The sequence below is a fragment of the Type-A symbiont of Plautia stali genome, from assembly GCF_059731155.1.
On the sequence record NZ_AP035891.1, the window covers coordinates 2788673 to 2802683 of the forward strand.

Consider the following 14011-nt stretch of genomic DNA (forward strand, 5'->3'; position numbering starts at 1 on the left):
ATAACTGGAGCCTGTTTCTGTCTGCACAAAAACAGGCCGATTGAGAGGGTTAGTTGGCGGCAATTATAGGGATTTCACCGGGTTGATGCCAGTGAAAACCGGCGCGCCGCCTTTTAAGACTATCCCGTTTTGCAGCCAGCGGCTTAATCGATACACTATTTCTCTGCCCGCCGTGTGACTGGCGGGAGCCCGATAGTCGTTGCAAGGAAAAGTATGAGCTGGAGAACCCTGACCTATTTTGGCGACAGTATGTTGCTGATCCCCACTGCGGTGATCATCGCACTGGTGCTGCCGTGGAAAAGCGACAATCGTCGCACCGTCTGGTACTGGCTGCTGGCGTTTGGCTTGGCGGGCCTGCTGGTCAGCATCTCGAAGATTATGTTTCTCGGCTTCGGCATTGGCAGCGCGCGCTACAATTTTACCGGGTTCAGCGGTCATAGCGCGATGTCAGCGACGCTGTGGCCGGTGATGATGTGGCTGATTTCCGGCCGCTGGCCCACGTTCTGGCGCGCCCTGACCATCAGTATCGGCTATCTGATTCCGCTGATGGTCGGATTATCGCGCCTGGTGATCCGTGCGCACTCGGTGAGTGAAGTGCTGGCCGGACTGATGCTGGGCTTTACCCTGAGCAGCGCGTTCCTGCTGAGCCAGCGTCGCACCGCGCTGAAGGGTTTTAGCGTGGTGCAGGTGGCAGTGGCATTTCTGATTCCGCTGTTGCTGATGGGCCACGGCCGCGTCGCCACCACCCAGCAGTTCCTTGAGCGTTTTTCCGCTGACCTCGCCGGGCTGGAAAAGCCCTTCACCCGCGCCGATTTGTTTCGCTGAGTGTGTTGCGCGGTAAAGGGTGTAATGTCTGTCAATTACGTTTTGAATACGTTTCACAAATGATTGCACATACGGTAGCGGCGCAATTTATTGCGCGATAAATCGCGCCGCTACAAAATTGTGCAATTTGTCGTGTCCTTACCTGAATCGCTGCTGATCCAGCAGGCGCGATCCTGCCAGGAGATTTCACGGTTTTTGTAGGGTGCGCATTCATGCGCACCTGGATGCAGGCCGCAAAAAAACATTTCCGCACAAAGATATCTGACAGATGTGCTAGCATGGATTAAGAGATTGACTGGCGCATTTTTCATCGAGAAATCAATGCGCGCTGCTGGATTCGTGCATGACTCTTGAGATAGTAACCTCGCAGGATAATCCGCAAAAAAAGTGGCTCAGCGCCCTGCTGCTTTGCGCGCTGGCATTTTTACTGACGCTGTTCTGTCTGGAACTGATTGTCGTCAGCGGCCGCATTTCCCCGCTCTGGTACTCCACCGCGTTAATGACCGTCGTGGTGTTCCGCGCGCCCTCGCGACAGGTACCGCTGCTGCTGGCCAGCTGCGTGCTCGGCACAACGCTGGCCAATCTGCTGGTGATCGGCCCGGCCCTGAGCAATGTCAAATTCGCCATCCTCAATATGGTGCAGGCCATCCTCGGCGGGCTCATGCTGCGCGCGCTGCTGGACCGCAAAGCACTGCTCAACTCACTTGGCCGACTGGACACGCTTTGCGCTGGCTGCGGGCCTGATCGCGCCGCTGCTGGGCGGCGTAGTGGCGCTATGGATGCTGCACGTCGACGGCCATGCCTCGCTGCCGTTTTTCTCCACCTGGGTAATCTCTGAAGTGATTGGCGTGCTGGCCTTCGGTCCGGTGCTGCTGCTGTGACCTGATAAACCGCTGCGCCAGCTGATCACGCCAGAACGTCAGCTGGAGACGCTGCTCACGCCGCCACGCTGCTGGCCAGCTATCTGGCGCTGCGCTTCCTGCCGTGGCCGTTTACCTTTATCGTGGTGATTCTGTTCTGGTGCGCGGTGCGCCTGCCCAAGTTCGAAGCCTTTCTGCTGTTTTTCCTTAACGCCAGCTTTATCTCGCTGCTGCTGGCGCTCGACTGGGTCAACCTGGCGCGCAACGATCTGCTGCTCGGCTAGGTCAGCACCTAGCTGCCGTTTTTGCTGGTGCTGCTGCCGAGCCACGTGATGTCGCTGGTGATGGATGCCTTCCAGCGTGAAAAGCACCACATCAGCGAAAGCGAAACCCGCTTCCGTAACGCCATGGAGTATTCTGCCATCGGCATGGCGCTGGTATCGCCCAGTGGCGGCTGCCAGCAGGTCAACCAGTCACTGTGCCGCACGCTCGGTTTTCCGCCGGAAGAACTGAAAAAACTCACCTTTCAGCAGATAACCCATCCGGACGATCTCAATAGCGACTTGCAGCAGCTGGATCGGCTAATGGCCGGTGAGATCCTGACGTATACCATGGAGAAGCGCTATTTCCGCAAAGATAGCGAGATCGTCTGGGCGCGCCTCACGGTCTCGATGGTGCGTGATGCGCAGCTGCAACCGCTCTACTTTATCGCGCAGATTGTGGATATCTCCGAGCTGAAGCAGAGCGAGCAGGTCAACCAGCGGCTGATGGAGCGCATCACGCTGGCCAACGAAGCGGGCGGCATTGGCGTATGGGAGTGGAACCTGCTAAACGTGCAGATGTTATGGGACAAGCGCATGTACGAGTTATTTGCGCTGGAGCCGCACCGGGTGCCGAGCTACGACCTGTGGCTGCATCTGGTCGATGTTCAGGAACGTGAAGCGGCCGCGCTCACCATTCAGCAGGCGATTGAACGCCTCAGCGCCTTCCAGCTGGAGTACCGCATCAACCTGCCGCAGGGCGTGCGCTACGTGCGCTACGAGGCCAATAGCATCATCAGCAAGGACGGACAGCTCGAACGCATGCTCGGCATTTGCCAGGACATCACTTCGCTGCGCACGCTAAATGAAGCGCTGTACCAGGAGAAGGAACGCATTGCCATTACCCTCGACTCGATCGGTGAAGCGGTGATTTGTACTGACGATGAGATGCGGGTGACCTTCATGAATCCGGTAGCCGAGACGCTGAGCGGCTGGCCGCAGACGCAGGCGGCTGGCGCCCCACTGAGTGAACTGCTGACGATTACGCGTGGCGCGCAGGGGCCGCGCGTGGAGAATCTGTTGCTGTGCAGCCTGCCCGCCAGCAAATCCACGCCGGACCTAGAAGAAGAGCTGGTGTTGCATACGCCGGATGGCGCACAGGTCCAGATTCACTACAGCATCACGCCGCTGAAAACCCTGACCGGCAGCGACATTGGTGCCGTAATGGTGATTCATGACGTCAGCGAGTCGCGCCGCATGATGAAACGCTTGGACTACAGCGCCTCTCACGATATGCTGACGCGCCTGCCGAACCGTCACAGCTTTGAACAGCAGCTGAAGCGACTGGTGAATGACGCCGCCGCGCATCACAGTGAGCACGTGCTGGTGTTTATCGATCTGGATAAGTTCAAAGCGGTCAACGATACCGCCGGCCATGCCGCCGGCGATGCCCTGCTGCGCGCACTGGCCGATCTCATGCAGCAGCACCTGCGCAATAGCGATGTGCTGGCGCGCCTCGGCGGTGACGAATTTGGCCTGCTGCTGCCCTACAGCAATGTTGACCAGGTGCGCGAGGTGGTGCAGGGCATCGTCAGCGCGGTGCAAGACTTTACCTTATATCTGGCAGGACCGGCCGTATCACGTCGGCGCCAGCGCCGGTATCACGCAAATCGATCAGCATAACTGCATCAGCAACGTGGTGATGTCGCAGGCCGATGTCGCCTGTTACAGCGCCAAACACGCCGGGCGCGGCCAGTATCAGGTTTACCAGGAAGTTCAGGGATAAACTGCGGCGCTGCCCATTGCCAGCCCGCGTTGGCTGCGCTAAAGTCGCCCCCTTTTTTCTGGCATGGGGGATACAATGTTTATCGGATTCGACTACGGCACGGCTAACTGTTCCATCGCGGTAACGGATAGCGGCACACCGCGGTTACTGACACTGGAAAACGGTCAGCGCCTGCTTCCCTCCATGATTTGCGCGCCCACGCGCGAAGCCATCAGTGAATGGCTGCACCGCCACCATCAGATCCCCACGCCAGACAGCGAAAGCAGCGCGCTGCGCTATAACCGCGAAGAGAATATCGAGGTGACGCCCGCCAGCGTGCAGTTTGGTCTGACCGCGCTGCAGCACTATATGGTCGATCCGGAAGAGGTGTGGTTCGTAAAATCGCCGAAGTCGTTCCTCGGCGCCAGCGGCCTGAAACCCCAGCAGATCGCCTTCTTTGAAGATCTGGTATGCGCCATGATGCTGCACATTCGCCAGCAGGGTGAAACCCAGCTCGATCAACCGATTGACTAGGCAGTGATTGGCCGGCCAATCAACTTTCAGGGGCTGGGCGGTGATGACGCCAACCAGCAGGCGCAGGGCATTCTGCTGCGTGCTGCATAGCGTGCCGGGTTCCGCGACGTGGAGTTTCAGTTCGAGCCGGTTGCCGCCGGTCTGGAGTTTGAAGCCACGCTGCAGCAGGAGACACGCGTGCTGGTCGTGGATATCGGCGGCGGAACCACCGACTGCTCCATTCTGCTGATGGGTCCGCAGTGGCGTAATCAGTCCGATCGCCGTGCCAGCCTGCTTGGGCACAGCGGCTGCCGCGTCGGCGGTAACGACCTCGATATAATGCTGGCGTTCAAAACGCTGATGCCGCTGCTGGGTCTGGGCGGTAACACGCTGAAGGGCACTGCCCTGCCCGCCCGCCATGGTGGAACGCGGTGGCGATTAACGATGTGCCGGCACAAAGCGACTTCTACTCGGCCGCCAGCGGTAAGCTGCTGCGCGATCTGGTGCGTGATGCCGAACAGGGCGATAAAGTTGCGCATCTGCTGAAAGTATGGCAGCAGAAGCTGAGCTACCGGCTGGTGCGCGCGGCGGAAGAGAGCAAGATTGCGCTCTCCGATCAGCGCGAGACCGCGGTCTCGCTGGCGTTTATTGCGCAAACGCTGCAGGCGGAGATCAGCGCCGCTCAGCTGGAAGAGGCGATCAATCAGCCGCTGGCGCGCATTCTGGAGCAAGTGCAGCTGGCGCTGGCCAGTTGTGACACCCGTCCGGAGGTGATTTACCTCACCGGCGGCAGCGCCCGTTCGCCGATTCTGCGCGCCGCGCTGCAGCAGGCACTGCCCGACACGCCCATCGCCAGCGGCGATGATTTCGGCTCGGTCACCGCCGGCCTGGCGCGCTGGGCGGAAGTCCTGTTTAGATAAGGTGCGCACTTAACAGCGCAACAAAAATGGCGGCCACCGGGCCGCCATTGTTTTACTAAGCGAACAATCAGAAATTGATATTGGCGCTGATGCCGCCGACAAACGCATCTTTCACTTCGCTCACCGCACCCGGTGCCACCACGTATTGCGGGTTTGGACGCAGCAGCAGCCACTTGGTCAGCTGTGCATTGTAATAAACATCGTAGTTGTACTCGGAACCATCCTGAATCGGCAGATAGGTTGGGCTGTCGAAATCGGTTTCGCCGTTGGCATCATTCTGCTGACGCAGCGAGCGGGTATACGCGCTGTTAACGTGAATACGCGCCGCGCCGACGCCAATCTCATCCTGCGGACGCGCATCAAACGGCCCTTTCCAAGTAAAGCTGATGGACTGATAGTTGTCGGTTTTCGAGGTTTTGTGATCGTTCATCACCGCCTGCACCGTCACGCCAAGACCCCGGCTGGCATCGCCGCCCTGCGCGGTCAGCTGCTGCTGTAACAGCACGTAGCCGCCGTAGGCGTGATCCTTGCTCTGATAAGCGCCATCTCGCCAGCTGCCGTAGTTATCGCCGTTGGCCGACGAGTAGTAGTAACCAATGCGGTAGTTACCCGGCAGGTTGGCCGGCCCGAAGGTCGGCTTCCAGCCCAGTTCCACCGGTACCAGGTTACCTTCAGAGTTGCTGGTGTCCAGACGGAAACCGTCACCGCGATCGTAGTTGGCACTGTTCTGGTTGTAGAAGCCCACCTGGAAGAACACTTCCGGCGTGAAGTTAACCTTCACGCGGCCGCCCCACTGGGAAACCGGCCAGTTAAACCAGCGGTCGCCGCGCCAGTTACCCGCCTGGCCGCTGCCGAATGCGAGGTTCTGGAACTTGCTGTCGAAGTTGTCGAAATCTTCACCGACGGTGACGCGACCGGCTTTCAGGTTAACGGTGTTATCAAACAGCCCTTTGCTGAGCCAGAACTGCGTCAGACGCTAGGTCTGGCCACGTCCGTACACTTCCTGCACCGATGACAGCATGCCGGTACGGCGGTCTGCCACCTGATCGGAGATATTGCGACCGTTACGGTCGGTAATGGTCATCTGGAACTGCGCATCCTGCCAGTCGAGCAGTTTTTGCAGGTCGAGATTCAGGCCAAACGCCCACTGATCGCTGTAGCTCATCGAGGTGTTGGTATCGGCACCACCGCCTAGGTTCGAGGCACTTTCCATGGTGTAGTTAACGTCGAACTTCACGCCGTCGTTTTCCAGCTGCGTTCGGTTACCGCCCCAGTCGCCAAACATATAGGGGGAATCGTAGCTGAACGCATCGGCTGCCACCGCCGACGCACTCAACATGGCAAACATCAGGGTGCCCGCTGCCAGGCGAAGCATATGCTGCACTGCTTTTTTTCTGTTCATGATGATTATTCTTCTGTGAATTTCCGGAGAGGAACGGGCAGAGAATAATGCTGAGGTTATGTCAATTTTTGCAAATCTGTGCGCAATGAGTGCAAAGGTGACAGTGACTTAACGCAATTGTGACAGCGATCGATGAATGGATATGTTCTGGAGGAAAAAGGCATTTTTTGCGTGGCGAAAAAAATATTACGTGACGGGACGCCGCAGCGTCCCGCTTCGCGTTACGGCTGACTGGCGCTGGCCAGTTCTTCAATCTCCTGCTTACTGAGCTCCAGCTCGGTGGCTTTCACCAGCTAATCCAGCTGCTGCAGGGAGGTGGCGCTGACAATCGGTGCAGTGATGCTCGGTCGCGCAATCTGCCACGCCAGCGCCACCTGGGTAGCAGAGGCGTCGTGCGAGGCCGCGACATCTTCCAGCGCTTCAATAATGCGCTTACCGCGATCGTTGAGGTATTTTTCTACAATGCCCTGGCCGCGCGCGCTTTTGCTGGCGTCTTCCGGCTTTTTGTATTTCCCGCTCAGAAAACCGCTGGCCAGCGAGTAGTAGTTAATCACGCCGAGACCGTTTTTCACCACCACCTGTTCCAGTCCGCTTTCATACTCTTGGCGATCGTACAGGTTGTATTCCGGCTGCAGGGTTTAATAGCGCGCCAGTCCCTCCTGTTTACTGATGTCGAGCGCTTCCTGCAGACGCTGCGCGCTGTAGTTGGACGCACCGATTGCCCGCACTTTGCCCTCTTTGATCAGCGAGTCGAACGCTTTCAGAGTCTCCACCAGCCGCGTGCTGTCGTCATCACGGTGCGCCTGGTAAAGATCGATGACATCCGTCTGCAGGCGGCGCAGCGAATCTTCCCGGCCTGGCGCATATAGGCCGGTTTCAGCCCGGTTTTCTCCGGCGTCAGCTCCATGCCTACCTTGGTGGCGAGCACGATACTGTCGCGCTTACCGCTTTTTTCAGCCACTTACCGATGATGGTTTCCGATTCACCGCCGGCGTTGCCCGGCGCCCAGCGTGAGTAAACGTCTGCGGTATCAATGAAGAACAGCCCCTTTTCCACCAGCGCGTCGAGCAGTGAAAACGAGGTTTTTTCATCGACGGTCCAGCCAAAAACGTTGCCGCCAAACGTCAGCAGCGGCACGCTGATACCGCTGTCGCCCAGCTGGCGGGTTTTATGTTGACGCATGTGATCCTCCTTAAGTGAAACGAGACTGGTCTGTCATTCAGCTTAGCAAAGGAAAAAGTCACGCTTATGTGTATTGCTGCCAAAATATTTACTGAATATGAATACTTAGCGTGCCCGGGGCGATATTCTTAATTCCTTCAATTTTTGCCCGGCCCGGGCGACTACAATCATTTCGTTTGCGCGCGCATGTGGGGAAAACGAAACCGCCGGAGAGCACACAGAGCAATGAATAAACGATTAAAAACAGGCCTGATTAGCGTGGTGGTGCTGGCTGCGCTGGCAGGCGCTTACTACTGGTGGCAGCATCCGGCCGAGCCTGCACAGGCTACTCAGGCTGATGGCCAGCCGCATCACGGACGCGGTGGCAACAACAGCGGCGGACGCCGTCCGCTGGCACCGGTGCAGGCCGCAACGGCGACCACCGAAAGCGTGCCCTATTACCTCAGCGGACTTGGCACCGTCACGGCGGCCAACACCGTTACGGTGCGCAGTCGGGTTGATGGCCAGCTGATGGCGCTGCACTTTACGGAAGGTCAGCAGGTGGAGGCCGGCGCGCTGCTGGCAGAAATCGATCCTCGCCCATGGCAGGTAGCGCTCACCCAGGCGCAGGGCCAGCTGGCCAAAGATCAGGCGACGCTGGCTAACGCGCGCCGCGACCTCAGCCGTTATGAAAAACTGGCGAAAACCTCGCTGGTGTCGCAGCAGGAGCTGGATACGCAGCGCTCGCTGGTAAGTGAAACCCTCGGCACCATCAAAGCCGACGAAGGCAATGTTGCCAGCGCGCAGCTCAATCTGACCTACAGCCGCATCACCGCGCCGATTGCCGGACGCGTCGGGCTGAAGCAGGTGAATGTCGGCAACTACATTACCTCCGGCGATAACAATGGTCTGGTGGTGATCACCCAGACGCACCCGATTGACGTGGTGTTCAGCGTCGCTGAAAACAACATCAGCCAGATCCTGAAAGCCCAGAAAAGCGGCCAGCCGCTGCCGGTTGAAGCCTGGGATCGCAGCAATAAAACCCTGCTGACCACGGGTGCGCTGCTGAGCATTGATAACCAGATCGACGTCACCACCGGCACCATTAAACTCAAGGCGCGCTTCAGCAATCAGGACGACGCCCTGTTTCCCAATCAGTTTGTTAATGCCCGGCTGAAGGTGGATACGCTGCAAAATGCGGTAGTGATCCCGACCGCCGCACTGCAGATGAGCAACGACGGCCATTTTGTCTGGGTGGTGAACAACGATAACAAAGTGAGCAAAAAACGCGTCACCGCCGGGCTGCAGGATAGCCAGAAAGTGGTGATTGATGCCGGGTTACAGGCCGGTCAGCGCGTGGTCACCGACGGTCTCGACCGCCTGACCGAAGGCGCCACGGTGGAAATTGTCGCAGCGCAGAGTACCGCCACGCACAGCACACGCGCGGCGCAACCGACTCGCGGAGAACGTCAATAATGCAGGTGATGCCTCCCGACGCCAGCGGCGGCCCGTCACGCTAGTTTATTCTGCGCCCGGTGGCCACCACGCTGCTGATGATCGCGATTTTGCTGGCCGGCGTGCTGGGCTATCGCTTCCTGCCGGTTTCCGCGCTGCCGGAAGTCGATTACCCGACCATTCAGGTAGTCACGCTCTATCCCGGCGCCAGCCCGGATGTGGTGACCTCGTCGATTACCGCGCCGCTCGAGCGCCAGTTCGGGCAGATGTCCGGCCTGAAGCAGATGGCGTCGCAAAGCTCCGGCGGCGCTTCGGTGATTACGCTGCAGTTCCAGCTGACGCTGGCACTCGACGTTGCCGAACAGGAAGTGCAGGCCGCGATTAACTCTGCCACTAGGCTGTGTCCCTTAATTACATAACCTTTTGTAAAACAGCCGGATGCATCCCAGTTTCATCATCGCCAGATAATTCCTCGCCGTTTTGTGGTAACGTGTGGCAATGCGGCGGTATTCTTTTGTCCGGAGTAGGCTTTGTCAGCCAGCACTGCATGGCCACGACGCTTCATGCTGCCGTTCCGGCGCTGAACACCAATACCGTCCAGAAGACGTTGTGCAAACTGGCTTTCGTGAGCCTGACCGGGACTCAGTACGATATTTAACGGCAGACCGCTTCCGTCTGTCGCCAGATGGATTTTGGTGCCAAAACCACCGCGAGAGCGACCCAGCCCATTATCTCCGGCGATATCGGAATGTTTTTTTGCGCCCCGGCGGCGCACCTGAGTGCCCGGATATTGCTGCCATCCAGCGCAGTTGCGGACCAGTCAGCGAGACCATGAGCATCAAGAGAAGAAAGTAACCTGTTGAAAATAATGTTAATCACTCCCGATTTAGACCATCGATTAAAACGGTTATAAACGGTCTTCCATGGGCCATATCGCTCAGGCAAATAGCGCCATGGTGCGCCTGAACACAGCACCCAGAACATGCCGTTGATGATCATACGATGTTCAGCCCATGGACGTCCGGCCCGTGGTGTTGCTGGTTCAGCAGGTAATAAGGGCTGGATGATAGTCCATGCTTCATCGGGAAGGTCGTAGCGAGCCATAGTTCAGTGTGTTGTGGAAACAGGTAGTTACTATATCTCAGGTGATTAAGGGACACAGCCTAAATTTGGCCACCTGAACAGAGGTGATATGCTCACCTCAGAACAACACAGGTGCCATAATGAAAAAAAGAAATTTCAGCGCAGAGTTTAAACGCGAAGCCGCTCAACTGGTCCTTGATCAGAACTACACCGTTGCAGCTGCGGCCAATGCTATGGATGTGGGTCTTTCTACCATGACGCGATGGGGAAAACAGTTGCGGGATGAACGACAGGGCAAAATACCTAAAGCCTCCCCTATAACCCCGGAACAGATTGAAATACGCGAGCTGAAGAAAAAGCTACAACGTATTGAAATGAAAACGACATATTAAAAAAGGCTACCCACCGGTATAAACGTGGTGGTCATGAACACATCGTTATCCCGAATCGCCTTGAGCGACAGTTCGCAGTGACAGAGCCTAATCAGGTGTGGTGCGGCGATGTGACGTACATCTGGACAGGCAGGCGTTGGGCTTACCTCGCTGTTGTTCTCGATCTGTTGGCAAGGAAACCGGTAGGCTGGGCAATGTCATTCTCACCGGACAGCAGGCTGACCATCAAAGCGCAGGAAATGGCGTGGGAAACTCGCGGTAAACCAGCCGGAGCGATGTTCCACAGTGACCAGGGTAGCCACTATACAAGCAGGCAGTTACTGTGGCGTTGCCGGATCAGGCAGAGTATGATCCGACGTGGAAACTGTTGGGACAACAGCCCGATGGAACGCTTCTTCAGAAGTCTGAAAAACGAGTGGGTGCCAGTGACAGGTTATATAAACTTTAGCGAAGCTGCACATGCGATCACAGACTATATCGTCGGATATTACAGCTCGCTGAGGCCGCATGACTATAACGGTGGGTTACCCCCAAACGAATCGGAAAACCGATACTGGAAAAACTCTAAAGCGGTGGCCAGTTTTAGTTGAACACTTCAGATAGAGGTTGGCGGAGAAGAATTCGAGGTTGAGCTGGTCGTTCAGGCGTGAGGTCATTTCAGCGGTTAACATGGCTGAGTCCTTTTTAATTTGTCAGGTGAAGTACGGCGAATTATGCATCAATCTATACTTTTTTTTGAAGGTTTTTTCGTAAAAAAGTTTAATTTATCTCATTGATTATAAATGGAATTATTCCGCTAGTTGAATGCGAAGAATTCTCAACTTTGACTAATTTTCATTCACAGTCCGCAGCACTGTTTTAGTGCATCTGCGTTGCCTGCTGGCGGTGCAGCGCAGAACTGGGCCGATCACTTCTTCGCCAGTCGACCAGCCGATAAAATAAGTACTGGCGCGACCAGTAATAAACCTGGCACTGCGATATAAACGCTTATTCCTGCTGCTGCTTGTTACTGAACAAAATTAGCCATAGCGAAATTAAAGAAAGTGCGCATTGGCATAAATCCTGCTTGGTGATCAGTTCCGTATATTGCAACCACGTCTGGCAGAAAATAGGGTCACCAGGAGAAAAGATGTCTGAAGAAAAAATCATTGCCGCGCCACAAACGGTCACGGCGAGCGCCGGAAATTATCTCGCGCTGATACTGGCAATACTATTTTTTCCGGTTTGCTTTATAAGGTCGAAGGCTTTAGCTGACTGGGCGCGTTTGATTTCACCACGCTGGGCGGCAGCTTCGGCACAATCAAAGAGTCAGGTTCCACCTTTCTCGGCGCCGGCGGCATCAGCGCCAAAGCCGGCTTCCTGTTCGCGCTGTCGCTGGCACCCACCGTGATGCTGGCGCTGGGCGTGCTGGAGATTTTCACCCACTACGGCGCGATTCGCGCCGCCCACACGCTGCTGACACCACTGCTGAAACCGCTGATGGGGTTGCCGGGACGCTGCGGCCTGGCGCTGATTACCGATCTGCAAAGTACCGATGCCGGCGCGGCGCTCACCAAAGAGATGGCGGATCAGCAGCAAATTGGTAAAAAAGAGCTGGTGGTGATGAGCGCCTGGCAATATTCCGGTGCCGGACTGATCAATAACTATTTTGCCATTGGCTCGGCGCTATTTGCGTCCATGAGTACGCCGATCATTATTCCGCTGCTGCTAATGTTTGTCCTGAAATTCGTCGGTGCGGCATTTGTCCGTTTTGTGTTAAACAGTGTTTATAAGAAGGATTTTGCTGATGTCAAATAACGTACAGACGCGGGTCAATAATAATCCGTTTGATATTTTTATTGTCGGCGCGCGTAAAGGCTTCCATATTGCTATTCACAATCTGATGCCCAATGTGGTGATGGCCTACGTGCTGGCGGAAGTGCTGAATCTGCTCGGCATCATGCAGTTTCTTGGCCACGCGTTTGCACCGCTGATGGGGATTTTCAGTTTGCCCGGCGAGGCGATCACCGTACTGCTGACCGCGTGACTGTCATCCTCGGCCAGTGTCAGGGTGGCGGTGAGCCTGATGGCGAAAGGCCTGCTGAGCGGTACCGACATCACTATCCTCGCGCCGGCGATTTTTCTCATGGGGTCGCAGTTGCAGTACATGGGCCGCCTGCTGAGCGTCGCCGATGTGCCGAAAAAATACTGGCCGCTTCTGATGCTCACCAGCATTATCAATGCGGTTATCGCTATGTTCGTGATGCGTTTTTTTGTTTAGGAGCGAAACGGTGTCCAGAGTTCTCGATCACTACCATTTTCTGCATGAAATCCCGGAGCTGGGGTTTCAGGAAGTTAAAACCTCGGCCTACATCGCCGGCCAGCTGGAACAGGCTGGCATTAAGGTCACGCGCGGCATCAACCAGACCACCGGCATCGTGGCGGAGATCGACAGCGGCGTGCCGGGACCGGTGCTGGCATTGCGCGCCGACATGGATGCGCTCGGGCATGTGATCGACGGCGTTGCCTGCGCCCGCCATACCTGCGGCCATGACGGCCACTCTTCGGTGGTGCTGACCGCCGCGCAGGAGCTGCTGCAGGAAGGGGCTATTAAAAAAGGGCGGCTGAAGTTGCTGTTCCAGCCGGCTGAAGAGCTGGGTGCCGGCGCGCTGGCGATGATTGAGGGCGGCGCGCTGGATGACGTGGAGATGATTCTTGGCTTCCATTTGCGCCCGCTGGAGGAGTGTCAGGTCGGTCAGGCGACGCCTGCGGTGATCTATTCAGCGTGCAGCACGCTGGAGGCCACCATTAAAGGTGTTCCGGCCCATGCCGCGCGACCGCATCTCGGCGTCAACGCGCTCGATGCGGCAGTACAGGCGGTGCAGGCAATTAACAGCATTCATCTGGCACCGGGCCTCACCTGGAGCGTAAAAGCGACGCGCTTCCTGTGCGACGCCGGCGTGACCAACTCGGTGCCGGACGAGGCACGCGTGGTGTGAGATCTGCGTTCGCAGGAGAACGCGCCGATGGAACTGCTCAAAGAGAAAGTCAGCCAAACGATTCAGCACAGCGTGGCCGCGCTGGCGCAACCGCTGAAGTGGTGGTGCTGAAAGAGATGCCGGCGGCGGAAATCGATGCCGACGCCACCGCGCTGCTGAGTGCCGCGATTGTCGATGTGCTCGGCGAGCAGGGATTACTGGCGGCGAAAACCACGCCGGGCAGCGAGGATTTCTTCTACTATCCGGTGAAAAATCCGCAGGTGAAAGCCGGTTTCTGGGGGCTGGGAACCAATCTGGTGCTGGGACTGCACCATCCGCAGATGCGCTTTGAGCTGAGTTCGCAGGAGATCGGCGTGAAGATCTTCAAGGCGGCAGTGGTGCGAATGCTGGGGTAACG

The 14011-nt window shown here is 57.0% G+C and carries 4 protein-coding genes and 11 pseudogenes; 11 read left to right on the forward strand and 4 right to left on the reverse strand.

The features are described 5' to 3' along the window. The first annotated feature begins 213 nt into the window (after nt 1-213). From AC6I8M_RS14795 to yegD, 5 genes and pseudogenes are all read left to right on the forward strand, one after another. The gene (locus AC6I8M_RS14795; RefSeq protein ID WP_010615886.1) at nt 214-825 is read left to right on the forward strand and encodes a phosphatase PAP2 family protein; all 612 of its coding nucleotides are present in this window, start codon (nt 214-216) and stop codon (nt 823-825) included. Between the two features lie 343 nt (nt 826-1168). Further along, nucleotides 1169-1471: pseudogene (locus AC6I8M_RS14800) on the forward strand (diguanylate cyclase); the annotation flags it as partial. 58 nt (nt 1472-1529) lie between these two features. After that, nucleotides 1530-1706 (forward strand): PAS/PAC sensor-containing diguanylate cyclase, encoded by a 177-nt coding sequence (locus AC6I8M_RS14805; RefSeq protein ID WP_022549394.1) that lies wholly within the window; start codon nt 1530-1532, stop codon nt 1704-1706. Nucleotides 1707-1996: 290 nt separating this feature from the next. Then, a complete protein-coding gene (locus AC6I8M_RS14810; protein WP_498013820.1) occupies nt 1997-3628 on the forward strand; it encodes a PAS domain S-box protein in 1632 nt (543 codons plus the stop codon). 178 nt (nt 3629-3806) lie between these two features. Beyond that, nucleotides 3807-5143: pseudogene (yegD, locus tag AC6I8M_RS14815) on the forward strand (molecular chaperone). 67 nt (nt 5144-5210) lie between these two features. On the opposite strand, the pseudogene AC6I8M_RS14820 reads toward yegD, so the two are convergent. Both AC6I8M_RS14820 and AC6I8M_RS14825 read right to left on the reverse strand, forming a co-directional pair. Then, nucleotides 5211-6545 (reverse strand): annotated as a pseudogene (locus AC6I8M_RS14820) (carbohydrate porin). A gap of 221 nt (nt 6546-6766) precedes the next feature. Continuing rightward, nucleotides 6767-7727 (reverse strand): annotated as a pseudogene (locus AC6I8M_RS14825) (aldo/keto reductase). A gap of 225 nt (nt 7728-7952) precedes the next feature. On the opposite strand from AC6I8M_RS14825, the gene AC6I8M_RS14830 reads away from it, so the two are divergent. Both AC6I8M_RS14830 and AC6I8M_RS14835 read left to right on the forward strand, forming a co-directional pair. Further along, complete coding sequence (locus AC6I8M_RS14830; RefSeq protein ID WP_010615883.1) at nt 7953-9182, forward strand: MdtA/MuxA family multidrug efflux RND transporter periplasmic adaptor subunit; 1230 nt, start codon at nt 7953-7955, stop codon at nt 9180-9182. 47 nt (nt 9183-9229) lie between these two features. Beyond that, nucleotides 9230-9568: pseudogene (locus tag AC6I8M_RS14835) on the forward strand (efflux RND transporter permease subunit); the annotation flags it as partial. On the opposite strand, the pseudogene AC6I8M_RS14840 reads toward AC6I8M_RS14835, so the two are convergent. Next, a pseudogene (locus tag AC6I8M_RS14840) lies at nt 9569-10265 on the reverse strand (IS5 family transposase). A gap of 119 nt (nt 10266-10384) precedes the next feature. Here AC6I8M_RS14840 and AC6I8M_RS14845 point away from each other — a divergent pair. After that, nucleotides 10385-11226, forward strand: a pseudogene (locus AC6I8M_RS14845) (IS3 family transposase). Here the strand turns inward: AC6I8M_RS14845 and AC6I8M_RS14850 are convergent. Further along, nucleotides 11224-11307 (reverse strand): annotated as a pseudogene (locus AC6I8M_RS14850) (ferritin); the annotation flags it as partial. The pseudogenes AC6I8M_RS14845 and AC6I8M_RS14850 overlap by 3 nt on opposite strands. 458 nt (nt 11308-11765) lie before the next feature. Between AC6I8M_RS14850 and AC6I8M_RS14855 the strand changes: the two are divergent. From AC6I8M_RS14855 to AC6I8M_RS14865, 3 pseudogenes are all read left to right on the forward strand, one after another. Continuing rightward, nucleotides 11766-12433, forward strand: a pseudogene (locus tag AC6I8M_RS14855) (nucleoside recognition domain-containing protein). Continuing rightward, nucleotides 12423-12896, forward strand: a pseudogene (locus AC6I8M_RS14860) (YjiG family protein). The pseudogenes AC6I8M_RS14855 and AC6I8M_RS14860 overlap by 11 nt, the downstream one beginning before the upstream one ends. A 10-nt stretch (nt 12897-12906) precedes the next feature. Beyond that, nucleotides 12907-14009 (forward strand): annotated as a pseudogene (locus AC6I8M_RS14865) (amidohydrolase). The last annotated feature ends 2 nt before the right edge of the window (nt 14010-14011 follow it).